The organism is Cloacibacillus sp. (genome assembly GCF_020860125.1).
Classification (GTDB): Bacteria; Synergistota; Synergistia; order Synergistales; family Synergistaceae; genus Cloacibacillus.
The window spans coordinates 1-16,837 of sequence record NZ_JAJBUX010000019.1; the positions used below are offsets into that span (position 1 = coordinate 1).

Sequence of the window (16,837 nt, forward strand, 5' to 3'; positions counted from 1 at the left end):
TTGGATAGATGGAGATTACTTCGTTCAGAGCGTGCGCGCAGTGCGCCGCTCCCTCATTGCCATCCAGCGTTACCATCTTTTTTTCTGACATGATCTCTTTCCTCCCATATTTTACAAACATTCAGACGATTCGTGTTGAGGCTATTATACAGCTATTATAAAAATTTTACATGTCGCCTTAATTTTTTTTAGATATAAAGATCCGGCGGCCGCAGTGATACTGATGGGCCGCCGGATTTTAGTGATGCTCTATCTCCTGTGTGGGTAGGAGGCGGTAAGCCTTATTTGTACCAGTCCAGAAGTTTTTTAAGCTCGGCTTTGAGCGAATCGACGATCTGCGGCTGCGGCTTTACGAGCGGCAGGAGGGGGTCTCCGCAGTCGATGCCGATCATCTTCATCGCCTCTTTGAGGGGGCCTGGGTTCGACTCGGCGAAGATCAGGCGCAGCACCGGCGTCGCCTTGATGACGATCTCGGAGGCCTTTTTGAGCTCTCCAGCCTCAATGAGGTCGAAGAGGTCGGCCCAGAGCTTCGGCAGCAGGTTTGAGGTGGCGAGGATGCCGCCCTGCGCACCGCAGGATATCTCCTGATAGAAGAGGAACTCTTCGCCGGTGAGGACGGAGGTGCGCTCGCGGACCTTGGAGAGGAGTTCGAGGACCTGTCCCATGTTCGGGCAGCATTCTTTCATGGCGACGATCTGATGTCTCTCGTCGCTGTCAAGCAGGCGTTCCACCGTTTCTGGGAGCATGTTTACGCCCGTGCGGTAGGGGATGTTGTAGAGCACGAGGGGCAGGTCGACGTTTTTCATCACCTGGCGGTAGTAGTCGTAGATTCCCTGCTGGTTGGCGACGACATAGTAGGGGGTGACGACCATGACCGCGTCGGCGCCAAGCTCCTTGCACTTGTTGCCCATCTCGATCGCTTCGGGAAGGCCGGGGCCGATGATGCCGGCGACGACGGGTACGCGTCCTTTGTTGGCCGCGATCGTCATTTTGACGGCGTCAATACGCTGTTCGTTGGTGAGGGCGCAGTATTCGCCGGTACCGCCGAGGGCGACGAGTCCCGCGGTCCTGTTTTCGATGACGAAGTTTACAAGTTTGTCCATCGCCGCCTCATTGACCTTGCCGTCCATGACGGGGGTGCAGAGCGCTGTGTAGATACCTCTTACCTTTTCCATTTCAAGACACACTCCTTATGTGTGAGATTTTATTTTTCCCGACTTTCTGTCCGTTACAGCCGGTTCGGGGCCGGTGGTTTCTGCTTTGTGTACGGGCAAAGTGCCAACAGTAATCCTTCCGGAGAACGGAGACTTTTGCGCCGTCTCCGAAAGGATTTTGTTTCGTTATTAAGTTTTTGCCGCGCGCCGCCCCCGTCCGCCTCAGCGGAGGTTAAATATTTTTACGGGGGGTCAGCTGCGAATGTGTCTGCTGCCCCTATCTGCCGAGCAGGGCGAGAGAGAACCAGGGAACATAGGTGAACAGCTGGAGGCAGATGATCATCGCGAGGATGAAGGGCACCAGCCTCTTGGCGATCGCCCCGACGCTCTGTTTGGATATGGTCGCCGAAATGAAGAGGTTGCAGCCATAGGGCGGCGTCGAGAAGCCGATCGCGAGCGCGATGGAGATCATCATGCCGAACTGGATCGGGTCCATGCCGAGCTGTTTCACGATCGGCAGGAATATCGGCGTGAGGATGATCGTCGAAGAGATGTTGTCGACGAAGCAGCCGATGATGAGGAAGATGATGTTCATGAAGAGCAGCACGAGGAATTTACTGTGCGCGTATCCTAAGATGAATCCGCCGATCCTGATCGGTATCCTCTCCATCGCGAGATAGGAGGCGAAGGAGGTGGCGAGGCCCACCATGAAGAGCGTCGCGCCGATGACGAGGACGGCGTCTTTGAAGGCGGTCATCGTCACCTCGTAGTTGAGCTCTTTATAGATGAACTTGCCGACGAAGAGCGCGTAAACCGTCGCGACGACGGCCGATTCCGTCGGCGTGAAGATGCCGCCGTAGATGCCGCCGAGGATTATTATCGGGACAAAGAGCGCCCAGATGGAGCCGGCAAAGGTTTTAGCGACATGCTTGAGCGTAGGCAGACCGGACATGCGCGGGTAGCCCTCTTTTTTGCTGATGACATATGCCACGGCCATCAGCGCAAGCCCTATCGTCACGCCGGGGATGACGCCGGCGATAAAGAGATCGCTGACGGAGGTACCGGTGAGGACGCCGTAGACGACGAAGGGGATGCTCGGCGGGATGATGCAGCCTATCGTGCCGGATGAGGAGATGACCGCCGCCGCGAAGTCAGGCTTGTATTTTTTTTCGACCATCATCGGCACCATGAAGGAGCCGATGGCCGAGACGGTCGCCGCCGCGGAGCCGGAGATCGCGCCGAAGAACATACAGGCGACGATCGTGACCATCGCGAGGCCGCCCGTGATGAAGCCGACGAAGCACTCCGCCATGTCGACGATGCGGCGCGAGATGCCGCCGTAGGTCATCAGCGAGCCCGCGAGCATGAAGAAGGGTATCGCGAGCATCGGGAAGGAGTCCATGCCGGTAAAGGCGTTCTGCGCGATCAAGACGAGCGGCAGGTGGCTGCAGGTGAGAATGGTCACGGCGGTCGCGATCCCCAGAGATATACCGATGGGGACGGAGAGCGCCAGCAGGACGAACAGCAGTCCGAAAAGAATCGCTATATCCATGGTTACATCGACACTCCTTTCTTGGCTTCTTCGATCATCTCTTCCTCTTCGCTGAGCACCGGTTTTTCTATCTCGCCGGTGCGGAGAATGTTTATGATGTCAAAGACGAGGCGTATGGCCATAAATATCCCTGAGAGCGGGATGCAGAGATAGGCCCAGCCCATACTGATCTGCATCGCCGTTGAAAGCTGCTGCTGTTCGACGACGACGCGCACGAGCTTGACCCCTTGGTAGCCGAGGAAGATACAGAAGCCGCACCATATCGTCATTACAAAGAGCTCCAGGCCGAGACGGGCCTTTCCGTGGAGTTTTGCCGAGATGATGTCTATGCGAAGGTGTTTTCTGTTTGCCAGCGTATAATCGGCTCCGATCCAGATGAGCCAGATGAACATATAGCGCGCTGCCTCGTCTACCCATGAGAGCGAGGCGCTGAACACATATCTGAGCACTACGTTCATGAAGACTATAAGGGTGGAGATGAGCAGATTTAAAACGAGGAATTTTTCTTCGATGTTGTTTAGAAATTTCAGCATCGTACAGCTCCTTTCAGGCCTTCGGTAAAACCGGAGAAGGGAGGGGGAAAACTCCCCCCTTCTCCCATTATTTGGGCGTTACAAAATTATTTCTTGTTCGCCTCGCGGGCCATGTCGATCAGCTCTTTGCCGAGAACCGGTTCCATCGTCTTGTAGACGGGCTGAGCCGCATCACGGAACTGTTTCATCTCAGCGTCTGTCGGATAGTAGACTTTGAGGCCGTTTTTCTCCACCATTTCCTTAAGCAGACGGTCGCCCTCTTTCTGCTGGTTCGCGCGGGAGGCGTCGCGGAATTTCTTCGCGCCATCCATGACGATTTTCTGGAGGTCGGCGGGGAGCCTCTTATAGAAGGCTTCGCTCATGAAAACTGCCGAGGGGGCGTAGACGTGATTGCTCATGGTGAGGTATTTCTGCACCTCGTAGAGCTTTGAGCTGTATATAAGGGTGATTGAATTTTCCTGTGCGTCGACGGTCTTCTGAAGCAGGGCGGTGTAGAGTTCGCCGAAGTCGACGGGGGTCGGATTGGCGCCGAAGGCCTTGAAAAGCTCCAGGTGGGCGGGAATCGGCTGGACGCGGACCTTGACTCCCTTAAGATCGGCGGGGCTCTTTATGGGTCCTTTATTGTTTGTGATCTGGTGGAAGCCGTTCTCAGGGAAGCAGAGGAGACGGACGCCCTTCGGCAGTATCTGTTCGTTGAGGGTCTGTCCAAGCTTGCCGTCCAGCGCCTTATAGGCGGCGGCCCTGTCGTTGAAGAGATAGGGCAGGTCGATGACCTGGAACTTAGGCGCGATATTCGCGGCGATACCGGGTGAGAGCATCGCCATTTCGATCATGCCGAGGGTCATGCCTTCAAGCATCTGGCGTTCGCCGCCCAGCTGGGCGTTCGCGTAGACGTCGACGGCGATACGTCCGCCTGAGGCCTCTTCCACATACTTTTCAAAGGTATTGTAGAAGGTGATGATGTTAGCCTCTTTGTCCGAGGCGCTGTAACCGAACTTTATACGGTACTCTTCTTTTGCAAAGGCCGTGCCGAACGTGAATGTTACGAGAATAACGGAAATGAGAATTGCGCTGATACTCTTTTTCATATTACCAACCTCCAAGTTTTATTTACAGTTTTTCTGTTGTGCCCCACACAAATAAAAAACTCTGCCGCGGCCCTCCTTTCGTTAGAACTAAATGTCTTTAATTTTATTAGCCATTCAAGAAATTTCGATGTTAATCATGCCTTAAGATCGACTCAAGCTCCGCCTCTTTTTTCGTTATTCCGGCTACCTGCCGCAAAATCTCGATAATTTCGGGGCTCAGTTCGATACCGTCCCTCAGCGCCTTGGCGCGGGCCGCGCGGGACTTGTCGCCGGGCATGATCATGGGCAGATTCGGATCGAGCGCCGTTGTCTTTCTGTACTCATTGATGATGTATTTGATGTGTTCGCGGACCTCTTTCGGGTCGCCGAAGAGAGCAGGGTCGATCGCCATGAAGAAGAAGCAGATGCCCTCGTGCGCGAGCGGGATGAATTTACTGGGCGTGCCGCCCGCAAGGCCGCCCGTGAGAAGCTCGACGAGCATCGCGAGGCCGTAGCCCTTGTGTCCGCTCAAGATCTCCGTGACGCCTCCCAGGGGAACGAGGCCGCCGGTGTCGGGCTTTGGCGCGTCGCTTCTGTCGTCTCCGTGGTGGAGGATTTCAAGGGCCTCTTTAAAGTCCGTCACCACTTTGCCCTTGCCGTCGATGATCACTTCGCGGGGAAGCACGCCGCTTTCCGCGAAAACCTGGCTGCGGACGAGTTTGCCGTGCGCCATGACGCAGGTTGCCATGTCCAGGTTGAACATTGGTTCGTCCCCCGCGGTCGGGAAGGCGAACGTCATCGGGTTCGTGCCGAGATTGCGCTCCGCGCTTCTGGTCGGGCAGACGCAGCGGACAGTGTTTGTCGCGGAGATGCCGATGAAACCCTCCTGGGCCATCATCTCCGTCCAGTGGGCCGCGAAGCCGTAGTGGTTAGCCTGACGAACCGTCGTGATGCAGACGCCGCTCTTTTTGGCCTTTTCAATCGTCTTTTTGACGGCAAAGTCGGCTATGCAGTAGCCCACGCCCGAATGGCCGTCAAGGACGAGAGAGAGCGGAGTTTCAAAGACCGTCGTCGGTTCCGGAGCGTCCAGATGAAGGTTCCCCGCCTTGAGATGGCTGACATAGGTCATCATCGCGGCGACGCCGTGCGAATGTTTGTGGCGCAGGTCCGCCTCCACCAGACAGTTGGTGACGGTCGAAGCCTGGTGGTCGGAATATCTGAGCCCCATGAACATTTCCTTCGCGACTCTGCAAAGATCCTCGTACTTCACTACATAATCCCTCATAATAGCATCCTCCCTTGATTTGTGGAACAAATTATCTATTTCGCCTTTAACGGCACGTTTCTTGTCACGATTACCTCTGTCTTCGTTCCCGCCGGGTCGGTGAGGATCACATCGCCGATCGAAAGCGGAGCCCGGAGCCTTATCTTCTTTATCTCCTCCATCACCGCGAAGACACTGGCGAGCGGTACTGGCTTTGTAAGGCGGACGCTGGCCTCAAGGAAATCCCCGCCGTCGACGAGAACGCTTGACGAGAAGGTGCACGTCGGGTTCTCTATCTCCTGCTGTGCCCAGCTCCTGCCGCGCGGGCAGCGCGCCCCCTCGGCGGCGGTCAGCTTAGGCGGGTCGCCCTCTTCGTAGCGGACCTTTATCGAACAGCCGTTAGGGCAGACAACACAGATAAATTCCTTTTCGATCATCTCACGCGCACCTCCAGAGAGTTGATATCCTCAAGATCCATCTTTCCCATCTCGACCCACACCATCTCCGCCGGGTGCAGGCGCGTCTCCTCTTTCGTCTTCAGCACGCGCTCTCCGTCGCGAACCTCGATCACCCTTCCGCTTGAGGGGGTTGTGACGCGGAAGGCGAGCGAGACGTCTTCACCGCGGCTGATACGCTGCGGGACGACGTAACGGACGCCCTCGCCGGCCTTTACCGCGACCTCTTTATTTTGTCCGGCGAGCCTGCCGGCGGCGTAAAGCGCCGCGTTCCGCCCCGCGCGCGCGGCCTCCATTGAGACAAAGTCGACGAGGTCGTGGACATGGAGCACGTTGCCGCAGGCGAAGATACCCGGTATCTTTGTCATGCAGCTGTCGTCAACGTCCGCGCCCTGAGTTACGCTGTCGATCAGCACCTCGGCCTCGCGGGTCAGCTCGTTTTCCGGGATGAGGCCGACGGAGAGAAGCAGAGTATCGCAGGGGACGAAACGCTCCGTCCCTTTAACGGGGCGGCGCCGTTCGTCGACCTCCGCCACCGTCACTCCCTCAAGACGCCCGTTCGGGCCGTAGATATCTATCACCGTCGTTGCGAGATAGAGGGGAATGCCGTAATCGTCGAGACACTGGCGGATATTCCTCTGAAGTCCGCTGGAATATGGAAGCACCTCAAATACGGCCTCCACCTTCGCCCCCTCAAGCGTCATGCGGCGCGCCATGATGAGGCCGATGTCTCCCGAGCCGAGGATGACGACATGCTTTCCCGGCATGATGTTTTCCAGATTGACGAGATTTTGTACCGTACCCGCCGTGTAGACGCCGGCGGGCCGGTGTCCGGGGATCGAAAGCGCGCCGCGCGTGCGTTCGCGGCATCCCATCGCCAGCACGACGGCCTTGGCCTCGATCTCCTTGATCTCGCCCTCGCGGCTCACACGCAGCACCCTGTCCTTTGACAGGTCAAGAACGATCGTCTTTTCCATCACGGGAATGTCGAGTTCGCGTACCCTTTTTATAAAACGATCGGCATATTCCGGCCCCGAGAGGGCCTCTTTGAAGGCGTGGAGCCCGAAACCGTCGTGGATGCACTGATTCAGTATCCCGCCGAGCACCCGGTCCCTTTCTATCAGCAGCAGGTCATCACATCCTGCCTCTTTGGCCGCCGCCGCCGCCGCAAGCCCCGCGGGGCCGCCGCCGATAATCACCAGATCATGTCTTTCGCGCACCATTATCTGTCATCTCCTTCCCGTACATTGCCGGTAAAGAGATTGGAGCCGGCCTCTCTGAAAAGGTAATCTTCGGGGGTAAAACCGTACTCGTCGCGCAGCATACGGACGATCCTCGGCGTGCAGAAGCCGCCCTGGCAGCGCCCCATGCCGTTCCTCGCGCGGTACTTGATGCTTACAAGGGTCCTTGCTCCGAGCGAATTTTCGATCGCGTCGCGGACCTCTTTCTTCGTTATCTTCTCGCAGCGGCAGATGATCTCGCCGTACTCGGGATTTTCCTTCACGAGACGCTCCTGCTCCTCGTTGGGAAGATCGCAGAAATGCCCGGCAAATCCTGGACGCTCCGCGATATAAATTTCTTTTTCCTTAAGGGGCATGCGGTTGGCGACGAGATCCCGCACCATTTCGGCGATCGCCGGCGCGCTGGTGAGCCCCGGGCTTTCGATACCGACGATGTTTATAAAGCCGCCGAGGCCGTTAGCCTCTTCGATGATAAAGTCTCCGTTTCCCCCCTCGGCGGGCGAGGTGCGCTTGGGTCGGTTGCCGGCGAAATTACGGATAAAGTCGCTCATCTTAATATCTGGCAGGAGTTTCTGCCCCTCTCTCCTGAGATCTTCGAGAACGGGAGCGGTGACGCAGTAATCCTCGGGGGTCTCTTCTGGGATGTAGTCGGCGCTTGGCCCGATCAGGATGTTGCCGTCAACCGTCGGCGTGAGGTGAATGCCGAGCCCCACGTCCTTCGCGCCGGGGACGGGATATATGAGGGTCTTGAGCGTACCGTCAAGACGTTTGTCCAGCACGTAATACTCGCCGCGGCAGGGCCAGATCCTGAGGCTTTCGCCGTTATTGCCCGCCGCAACGCCAGCCAGCGCGCTGATCCTGCCGCTGGATAGTCCGGCCGCGTTGATCACGATATCCGCGGTAAAAGTCTCCCCTCCGGCTGTTTTCACGGTGAATTTCTCGTCGTTTTCTTTTGCGATGGAGGTAACCTCGCGTCCAAGGAAAAATTCAACGTCGTTCGCGTGCGCGTTTTCCGCAAGCGCTATCGTGAGGCCGTAAGGTGATATTATCGCGCTCGTGGGGCTCCATACCGCCGCGATGCCTTCTACGCCGGGCTGGATCTTCCGCATCTCCGCGCTCTCAAGAACCTTAAGCCCCGGCACGCCGTTGGCCGTACCCTGGTCCATAAGCCGCTTGATCCCCGGCAGCTCGTCTTCGTCAAGGGCGGTCGTGAGCTTGCCGATTCTTTTTATCTTCACCTTCAGGTCGGCGCAGAGCCTGTCCATCATCGAATTTCCGCGAACGGCCAGCTTTGCGCGCAGCGTCCCAGGTTTGTAGTTTATGCCCGAGTGCAGAACGCCGCTGTTGCGGCAGCTTGTCTCCATGCCGACGTCAGGTTCTTTTTCTAAGAGCGCCGCCGTCAGCTGAAAACGGGAGAGTTCCCGGGCGATCGCATTGCCGACTACCCCGCCTCCGATGATAATGACGCTGAACGAATGTTCCAAAAATAAAACCTCCCTGAAAAATCCTTGTTGGTCTACCATGGCATACTAGATTTTTTTGCTTAAAGGCATTATAATGCCATCGTTACAGAAATGCAAGGTACGCCTTGGTAGACCAATATAGATAAAATTGCAAAAGGAATGATAATAAAACCCGGATATAATCATAATATCAATGTTTTTCACAAATTAGTATTATTGATAATTAAAAAAATATTTATTAAAAATACGGCTATATTTATAGCGTAATCGAAGCAAAGATTGCCGCTGAAAACTTAAAATAGGGGGTAATTAAAATCTAGCATATAAAAGAAAAAGTTCTCATGTTCAGTTTCTGCAAGTAATAGTTATAATATAGTAAGATTTTTCACAAAAGCAAGAATTTTATGTTAGTGTATATTCAAGATATATATGGCAAAAACTGACGATTATGGAGAACAGGGCGAAATAACAGTGGGAGGATTTGTCATGAACGAAAAAAGAAAGCTTGTTATAGAAAAACTGCTGGAAAAGATCCACAGCGGCGAGATTGTCGTCGGCGATAAACTCCTCCCGGAGAGACAGCTGGCCGAAGCTGTCGGCGAAACACGTCCGGTAATGCGCGAGGGGCTCATCGCGCTGGACGCGATGGGTGTGATCGATATTCGTGACAGGCAGGGAATATTCCTCTCCTCAAACGAAGAGAACGAAGCCAGAATGATGCTCCACCGGGTACGGGGCTGGCCGGCCGATATTCTATCAAGGGTGATGGAGGTCCGCCAGATAATCGAACCGCTGGCGACGGGGCTCGCGGCCGCCCGGCGCGGCGAGAAGGATCTTATAAAGATGCAGGAATGTCTGAAACATATGAAGGAACTTGCCGAGCAGACCGGAGAAGAGGCGGCCAAAGAGGGCGCGTATTGGAATACCTCGTTTCATACGGTGATCGTGGAGTCGGTGGACAACGCCTATCTGTCGCGCATCTATGAGGGTGTCTATTCGATCATTGAGCAGGGCATGTCGATGATGAGGATCAATACCTCTCCCGGGGCCCATGGCGGCAGGCTGGTCGCCTATCAGGACCACGTGCGGCTCTACGAACTTATCGAGGCGAAAGATTCCGCCGGGGCCGAGCTCTTTGCAGAGGAGCATCTGCGGCGCACGATAGTCGCCATGGTCCGGCTTGGTCAGATCGTGCCGACGTCGGACCTCTTTGAACAGGGATTTGTGGGAAAAGCACGCCTGCGCTGATCTTATGGGCGCGGCGTCAGGAAAGGACTTTGATATTCGTGTTTTTCGATAAAGAGATCAACTATAAATTGATAAAGACCAATTTTACCGGCTTCCCCAAAATGATAAAGATCAAGCAGAAGTTTTCGGATGAGCATGTCATGGATATTGACGGCGCCGTGCATGAAGAGATATCCAAACTGTCGCTTCCCAATCTGATGGGAAAGCGCGTCGCCGTCACGGCTGGCAGCCGGGGTATTCCTAATTTTATGGAGTGCTGCCGTGCGATCGGCCGTGAACTTCGTGCCAGGGGCGCCGAGCCCTTCGTCGTTCCAGCGATGGGCAGCCACGGCGGCGGTACCGCGGAGGGGCAGATAGAGGTGCTGGCCTCGCTCAGCATGACGGAGGAGAGCCTTGAGATGCCCATCGCCGCCTCGATGGATACCGTCGTACTTGGGCGGTCTCCCGAGGGCGTGGAGGTGAACTGCGACGTGAATGCCTACGGCGCCGATTATATCGTTGTCTGCGGCCGAGTGAAGCCGCACACCGATTTCCGCGGCCCCGTTGAAAGCGGCCTCTGCAAGATGATGGTCGTGGGACTCGGCAAGCACCGCGGCGCCGTATCCTTCCATAAAACCGGAGGGATTTTTGGCATGAGCGAAAGGCTCCAGAGTTCGGCGAAGATTTTTCTCGAAAAGACGCGGGTCCTCTTCGCGATGGCGCTGATAGACAACGCCTATCATCAGACTAAACGTATTGAGGCCGTTATGCCGGAGGATGTGCTTGTACGCGAGCCGGAGCTGCTTAAAGAGGCGGCCGCGGCGATGCCTAAAATCGCCTTTGAGGATATCGACACGCTCGTCGTCGACCAGTACGGCAAGGAGATAAGCGGCGCGGGCATGGACCCAAATATTACCGGCCGTTTTCTGTTCGCGCCGGAAAAACATATGGAGGGATATCCGCATACGAAAAAAATCGCCATTCTGCGGATAACGGAGATGAGCCACGGCAACGCCGCCGGGCTGGGAATAGCGGACTTCGTCTGCCGTAAATTCGCGCAGGAGCTTGATCTTGGCGCGACCTACACAAACAGCCTCTCCTCCCCACTCTGCATGGCGAAGATCCCGATGGTGATGAACAACGATCTTGATACGATCTACGCCGCCGCCTCGGCCTGCGGCAAGACAGAGATAAAAGACGTGCGCATCGTGAGGATTCATAACACCCTCGAGCTTGACCACATCTGGGTCTCTGAAAACTATCTGCCGGAGATAGAGGAGAATCCGAGCCTTGAAATAATCGCCGGCCCCGCCGAGATGGAATTCGGCGAGGACGGCAATCTTATAGATCTGGCCTGATCTTCCGCCGCTGTGGTATAAAAGTTATCGGCGGCGTATCTTATGCCGCCGATATTTTGCCTTTGCCTGATTTTTTCGCGGTGTACAGGGCGGAGTCGGCCGCTCTGTAGAGGTCGTTGAATGTCTTGCCGTCCTCCGGACAGAGGGAGATGCCGATCGAGCAGGAAGATGGGGCTCTGCCGCCGATGTCTTTGATGAAAGAAGCCTTCAGCGCCTCCGCGAGGGCCAGGACCTCCTGGTGTGATTTTATCTTTGGGAGAAACGCCGCGAACTCGTCGCCGCCCATGCGGCAGAGCAGGTTTTCCGCGCCAAAGACCTCCCGCATCTTTGCGGCGAAGAGGATCAGCACATGGTCTCCGTAGAGATGGCCCAGGGTGTCGTTGATCATTTTGAAGTCGTCGAGGTCGATCATCAGGAACGCGGCGCCGGGGTCTTTCTCCGCCCCAAGCCGCGCGGAGACCTCCGATTCAAAATAGGATCTGTTATAGAGGCTGGTCATGGTATCTCTCTGGGCGGCCTGTTCAGCCCGTTGAACCTCAATGTTCTTGCGGCGGTTGTTTCTTATGATCACATAAATGGCCAGCACCGATACGATGATGGCGACGGATATTCCCGCCGCGCTGAGGGAGATCATCGGGTAGCGCATGATGATCTCGCCCGCGGACATCGTATGGCGGGTGACCATCGTATTTACCGCGATGATGGAGCTGGTCTTATTTTTGCCGATGGCGGAGATGCCCTTGTCAAGCACCGACATCAGCAGCATTTCCCGCCGCCCTCCCCGCGGGAGGGACAAAGAGAGCCCGTGCGAGTAGTTGATCACCGAAGCGTAGAGGTTTTTGTATTTGTAGTTTTGGAGATATGTTCCCGCGACGTAGGAGTTCACGAAACAGATATCCGCCTCATCGTTTCGGACGGCGTCGACACACTCCTCCTCGCTGTTGTACCAGGCGATCTCTTCTTCACGGTAATTTTTCTGGACGTAGTTCTGCGAGAATAGATACCCCTTTACGGCGGCAGCCTTGGTTTTTTCGCTGTTCTGAATGTAATCTACACGGGTGATCGCCGCATAGTCAAGATCAAGGTACGGGCGTGAGAGCAGCAGCCCGTTCTTCTCCGCCCAGCCATAGTCGTAATAGATATTGGAAAGAATGTCGGCGCTCCCCGTGCTGACCATCTTGACCGCCTCAAGCTGGTTCAGTGCCTCTATATATTCAAAACGCACGCCCAGTCTGGCCTCGAGTTCTTTGAGGATATCGATGGCGATGCCCCGGTATTCGCCGTTCTCCTTATACATCATCGGTTTTCGGAAGGAGGGCAGGGTAACGCGAAGCGCGGGTGTTTCCTTTAAAAAACGCGCCTCCTCTTCCGTGAACGCGAGGATGACGCCGTCGTTGTCTTCGAGGTATTTTTTATCCAGCTGGGCCTTAAAATCGGGTTTGAAACGGCGGATCTGCTCCATGGCAAAGATAAGGGCGTTTTTTATATCTCCGCTGCCGAGCCGGGTGATAAAATAGCGCTTACTGGGGGCGAACTGGGCGATTATTTTAGTGTTTGAGGGAATTATATCCGCCTCCCCCATAAGGATCGCGTCGACGTCTCCATCTTTCAGCGCCCTCTCCAGCTCGTCGATACTTTTGTAATCGACGGTGGTAAACAGGACGCCTCTCTCCGCGGCGTAATCGTGTAGTTTGTACAGGTGGTTTTTCCAGACGGGGATCACGCCTATCCGCATGCCGTCGAAGCCTTTCCAGCCGTCCATCGTGTAACGTCCGTCTTTGGCGTTTGCCGCGAGGATCGTGTATGTCTCGTCGATCTCGTACTTTACGAAATCGAAGCTGCGGGCCGCCGTCTCTGTGTAAAACAGGCCTCCGACGACGTCGACACGACCCTCCTGCAGCATTTTCAGGCACTCTTCACGGCTTCCGTTCACATATTCATAACGCCAGCCGCCATATCTGGCCATCTCCTGAAGGTATTCATATTCATAACCGCGCCGGTAGCCGTTGGGGTCCATTTCCTGAAAATTTTTATTTTCATACCAGCCGACCCTTATCACCGTTGGCAGTGAAGTTTTCGCCGTGTCTTCAGCGAAAACTGCGCCGGCCGCCGCCAGGAAGATTAGGACGCAAAAAATCATCATAACCATACGATCTGTCTTTTTAAGAGCCATATATGTACTACCTCCGTTATGCACGCCAGAACGATGGTGCTTATATTTAGTCCGCGGCCAACAACTCGGTTTTTATCCGGGGCGGCGATATCTGTATTTTACAATAAATTTGCAAATATAGGTGTGCAGATATCCGCCGAGCGATTTTATCACCACCATCAAAGAAAGATATCGGGAAAAGCACGTATATGATGCCGTCCTAGATCAAAATAATTTTATTTATAATATCTGAAGCAATGAGCACATAGTGAATGGCTGTCGGGCTGCCGGTAGCGGCTGGTTCGTGAACGTGCGTATGTTCTCTCACTATCCCTCCAGCTTTGCCAGGTAGCCGCCGAGGGCCTTTAGCCCCTCCGTCAGCAGCTGCCGGTCTCCGAAACCGTAGCCGAGGCGGAAAGATTTTTCCTCTTCGAAGCAGCCGCCGTGGCACAGCAGCACACCCGTCTCTTTGTAAAGGCCGTCGCATAGGGGCAGCGCCGCGATGTCGTAATCGTAGTGCACGAGCATCGTCGTTGTGAGGCTTTCGCCGTATATTGAGAGTCACGGCTGTTCCGCGAGCCACTCGCCGACGATTTTTTTATGCGGGCGGACGATGCTGCGCGCCCGGGCGAGCATCTTTTCGTTGTTTTCCAGCGCTATGGCGGCGATGAGTTCGTCAAAGACGCCGTTGCAGATCGTATCGTAGGAGCGGCGGTTTTCAAGGATGTCATAGGCCTCCGGCTCTCTGACGATCGCCCAGCCGACTCTGGTGCCGGCCATCGAGTAGACCTTGGACATGCTGCCGGTCGCGATCCCCTTTTCGTAGAGGTCGACTATCGATGGCATGTATTCGTCGGCGAGGCCGCGGTATATTTCGTCGCAGAGGATGTAGGCGCCGTTTTGCCGCGCGATCTCGACGACCGGCGCAAGTTCGTCCGCGTCCATGTAGGCTCCGGTGGGGTTGTTGGGGTTTGTCAGCGTGATGAGTTTGGTCCTTTTATCGACAAGCTTCGTTAGCCGCCCCGGGTTGATTTTGTAGGCCTCTTCTTTTTCGAGGTGCAGCAGCCGCACTTCGCTGCCGAGCGCTTCGGGGATGGCGTAGTGCTGCTGGTAGTTGGGCGTGACGGCGACGACGTTGTCGCCGGTCTCAAGCATGCCGGTGATGACGGTGGAGTTCGCGCCGGTGCCGCCGTGCATGGTGAGCACCATCGCGGCGGAGGCCTCCTCCCCGCAGGTGGCGGTGATCGCCTCTTTCAGACGCGGCAGGCCGAAGAAGGCGCCGTAATGGAGGTGTGTTTCAAAAAAGTATCGGTTGAGCGCCTCTCTGTCTTCGCCGCTCAGTTCAAGGAGCTCGTCAATGGATATCGCCTTGACGCAGCTCGCGCCAAGGTTATATTTGCAGTCCGCGTCGCGTGGGTTGAGCCATTTTTCAACTTTGAAATCTTTGATCCTCATGCCGCACTCCTCCTCTGTTTTGCCGTCCTGATACCGGTTATTGTACAGGAAAGGCGAGCGGCGCGGTATATGCGGCGGGTAATAAATAACGGCCCCTGCCGCGCTCCCTTTGCGGGGAGCTTCGGCGGGGGCCGTCGCTAAGATTTTTACTGTCAGCCGGCGCGTCAGTCTGTTTTTTTCATGTCCTTGTCGACGATCACGCCGCGGTTGGTCTCGCCGTCCATGTAGGCGGCGAAGCTGCCGCGGTAGACGCGTATCGCAGGGTTATCACACCATGGCTCCCATTTTTTGCTCTCGAACCAGTCGGCGTTGAAGATGTTGCGGTCCTCTCCCGCGAAGACGGGCATGTAGAGGACGCCGTCAACCTCTAGGTCGGAGAAGAAGTGTGTACCGTAGGAGAGCTCCGGCATGAAGCCGAGACGCGGGATGCCGAGCTCCACCATGCCGCGGCAGTTCGTCAGTTCGCTGTACTGCACGGGGACGCCGAGCTCCGGGTTGCTGGAGCCGATGCGTCCCGGGGCGACGAGGATATAGGGCTCGCCGTCGGAGGCTTTGTTAAGCTCGCCGATGAGCCGCGCCGTCCCGTAAAAGTCACGCTGCGCGTAGTAGCGGTTAAAATCGATGTAGACGATCTTGGTTATCTGTGGGATCGCGCCGTGGGTCACCATGCGGTCGGCCTGAAGCAGGATCTGCTTCGGTGAGAGTTCGGGAATACCCCCTTCAAGGTGGTTGTTCGACCAGAAGGGGCGCGACTGGATGAGGCAGAAGGAGTCCTCGGTCGGCTCGAAGGCGAATTCAATGTCGGCCGGGACGCCCATCTTGTTCTCAAGCAGCTTCAGCGTCTTTTTGACGCGCTTATAAAAATCGGGGTAGATGCGTGGAAAGCTGTCGAAGGTGAAGCAGACCTTTGTCCCCGGCGAGAGGGAGGCCATGTTTTTCATGATCTGGAAGAAACAGCCCTCGCCGTCGTCGCAGCGGTAGATCTGCGCGTAAGCGGCGAAGTCGGGGTGGTAGGTGAGCAGCTGCTTCCACTCTTTTTTGATGTCTAACGTCGTTATCTGGTTCGGGTGTTCCTCGTCAATGACATGGAAGGACTCCTGGGCGATCGCCGAGATCTTCTCCGGCGAGAAACCCTCGGGACGAAGTATCGGGTTGGTCAGCGAGACGGTGCACGCGTAACCGCGCTTGGTGCTCATGGTGCCCATGCCGAAGACCATGCGCACGAGGCCGTCGTCCTGCTTCACGCGCGTCGTCCAGCGGCGGAAGTTCTGCGAATATCCGACGCCGGCCATCGTCGGATAGTAGTAGCGCCCTCGCCAGCGTCCCGCCATGCGGATGATGATGATCCCCATGTCGTCGCCTCCGAGGTGGTGGCGCTCACGGTAATCGGCCGCGGCCGGGAAGAAGGTGCGCGAATAGATGCGCCGTACCTCGTTTTCCACGGCGACGGACCGCTCCTCAAGGCTGCCGCAGTTGTTGCTGAGGAAGTTTGTCAGGTATTTTCCGGCGAAGGAGTGTTTTACGTCGTCCTCCAGCCGGCTGGAGCTGCGGATGACGACGGGGTCGCGCATATCCGCGAGGAAGGTGCGGATGTACATGCCGGCCTCCCGCGGCAGCGGCGTTTCAAGAAATACCCGCTCGATCTCCTGTGGGTCGTTGTTCGCGAGCAGCGTGTCGAGGTGAGGTACCCGCTCGAGGAACTGATGGAATATCTCGATGCTTAGGTAGATTGACCGCGGCACCTTCGTCCTGCTCATCTGTTCGTCGCCGCTGTCGCGCAGCTGCCGCAGCGCGAAGAGCAGCGAACGTCCCTTTCCCCCAATAGTGCCGCGCCCGCAGATCAGCGGTGCGAACTCAGGGTCGTCATGCGGCTGCCATTCAAAGTAGAGTTCTCTTGCTCGGTCTGCAGAGGTCAT

At 56.1% G+C, this 16,837-nt stretch carries 14 protein-coding genes; 2 read left to right on the forward strand and 12 right to left on the reverse strand.

Annotation, left to right across the window (positions count from 1 at the left end):
• Window positions 1-281: 281 nt before the first annotated feature.
• The 8 genes from dapA to LIO98_RS02665 form a co-directional block, all read right to left on the reverse strand.
• Window positions 282-1,175: a 4-hydroxy-tetrahydrodipicolinate synthase gene (gene dapA / locus LIO98_RS02630; protein WP_291953063.1), complete on the reverse strand. Its 894-nt coding sequence runs from the start codon at window positions 1,173-1,175 to the stop codon at window positions 282-284.
• Between the two features lie 256 nt (window positions 1,176-1,431).
• Window positions 1,432-2,706 carry a TRAP transporter large permease gene (locus tag LIO98_RS02635; protein ID WP_291953065.1) on the reverse strand — a complete coding sequence of 425 codons (1,275 nt, stop codon included), beginning with the start codon at window positions 2,704-2,706 and terminating at the stop codon, window positions 1,432-1,434.
• Between the two features lie 2 nt (window positions 2,707-2,708).
• Window positions 2,709-3,239 carry a TRAP transporter small permease gene (locus tag LIO98_RS02640; RefSeq protein WP_291953067.1) on the reverse strand — a complete coding sequence of 177 codons (531 nt, stop codon included), beginning with the start codon at window positions 3,237-3,239 and terminating at the stop codon, window positions 2,709-2,711.
• 86 nt (window positions 3,240-3,325) lie between these two features.
• A complete protein-coding gene (locus tag LIO98_RS02645; protein ID WP_291953070.1) occupies window positions 3,326-4,327 on the reverse strand; it encodes a DctP family TRAP transporter solute-binding subunit in 1,002 nt (333 codons plus the stop codon).
• Between the two features lie 130 nt (window positions 4,328-4,457).
• Window positions 4,458-5,591 (reverse strand): Ldh family oxidoreductase, encoded by a 1,134-nt coding sequence (locus LIO98_RS02650; RefSeq protein WP_291953072.1) that lies wholly within the window; start codon window positions 5,589-5,591, stop codon window positions 4,458-4,460.
• Between the two features lie 35 nt (window positions 5,592-5,626).
• Window positions 5,627-6,007, reverse strand: coding sequence for a DUF1667 domain-containing protein (locus LIO98_RS02655; protein ID WP_291953074.1), 381 nt, complete (start codon window positions 6,005-6,007; stop codon window positions 5,627-5,629).
• Complete coding sequence (locus tag LIO98_RS02660; RefSeq protein ID WP_291953077.1) at window positions 6,004-7,248, reverse strand: FAD-dependent oxidoreductase; 1,245 nt, start codon at window positions 7,246-7,248, stop codon at window positions 6,004-6,006. The genes LIO98_RS02655 and LIO98_RS02660 overlap by 4 nt, the downstream gene beginning before the upstream one ends.
• Complete coding sequence (locus LIO98_RS02665) at window positions 7,248-8,750, reverse strand: NAD(P)/FAD-dependent oxidoreductase (protein WP_291953079.1); 1,503 nt, start codon at window positions 8,748-8,750, stop codon at window positions 7,248-7,250. The genes LIO98_RS02660 and LIO98_RS02665 overlap by 1 nt, the downstream gene beginning before the upstream one ends.
• A 465-nt stretch (window positions 8,751-9,215) precedes the next feature.
• Here LIO98_RS02665 and LIO98_RS02670 point away from each other — a divergent pair, with 465 nt between their 5' ends.
• Both LIO98_RS02670 and LIO98_RS02675 read left to right on the forward strand, forming a co-directional pair.
• Window positions 9,216-9,977: an FCD domain-containing protein gene (locus tag LIO98_RS02670; RefSeq protein ID WP_291953081.1), complete on the forward strand. Its 762-nt coding sequence runs from the start codon at window positions 9,216-9,218 to the stop codon at window positions 9,975-9,977.
• 29 nt (window positions 9,978-10,006) lie between these two features.
• Window positions 10,007-11,314: a hypothetical protein gene (locus tag LIO98_RS02675; protein WP_291953083.1), complete on the forward strand. Its 1,308-nt coding sequence runs from the start codon at window positions 10,007-10,009 to the stop codon at window positions 11,312-11,314.
• Window positions 11,315-11,354: 40 nt separating this feature from the next.
• Here the strand turns inward: LIO98_RS02675 and LIO98_RS02680 are convergent, their stop codons facing one another.
• From LIO98_RS02680 to LIO98_RS02695, 4 genes are all read right to left on the reverse strand, one after another.
• Window positions 11,355-13,457 carry a GGDEF domain-containing protein gene (locus tag LIO98_RS02680; protein WP_291953085.1) on the reverse strand — a complete coding sequence of 701 codons (2,103 nt, stop codon included), beginning with the start codon at window positions 13,455-13,457 and terminating at the stop codon, window positions 11,355-11,357.
• Between the two features lie 336 nt (window positions 13,458-13,793).
• Window positions 13,794-13,994, reverse strand: a complete 201-nt coding sequence (locus LIO98_RS02685; RefSeq protein ID WP_291953087.1) for a hypothetical protein — start codon at window positions 13,992-13,994, stop codon at window positions 13,794-13,796.
• Between the two features lie 33 nt (window positions 13,995-14,027).
• Window positions 14,028-14,921 carry an aminotransferase class I/II-fold pyridoxal phosphate-dependent enzyme gene (locus LIO98_RS02690; protein ID WP_291953089.1) on the reverse strand — a complete coding sequence of 298 codons (894 nt, stop codon included), beginning with the start codon at window positions 14,919-14,921 and terminating at the stop codon, window positions 14,028-14,030.
• Window positions 14,922-15,085: 164 nt separating this feature from the next.
• Window positions 15,086-16,837, reverse strand: coding sequence for a PEP/pyruvate-binding domain-containing protein (locus LIO98_RS02695; RefSeq protein WP_291953091.1), 1,752 nt, complete (start codon window positions 16,835-16,837; stop codon window positions 15,086-15,088).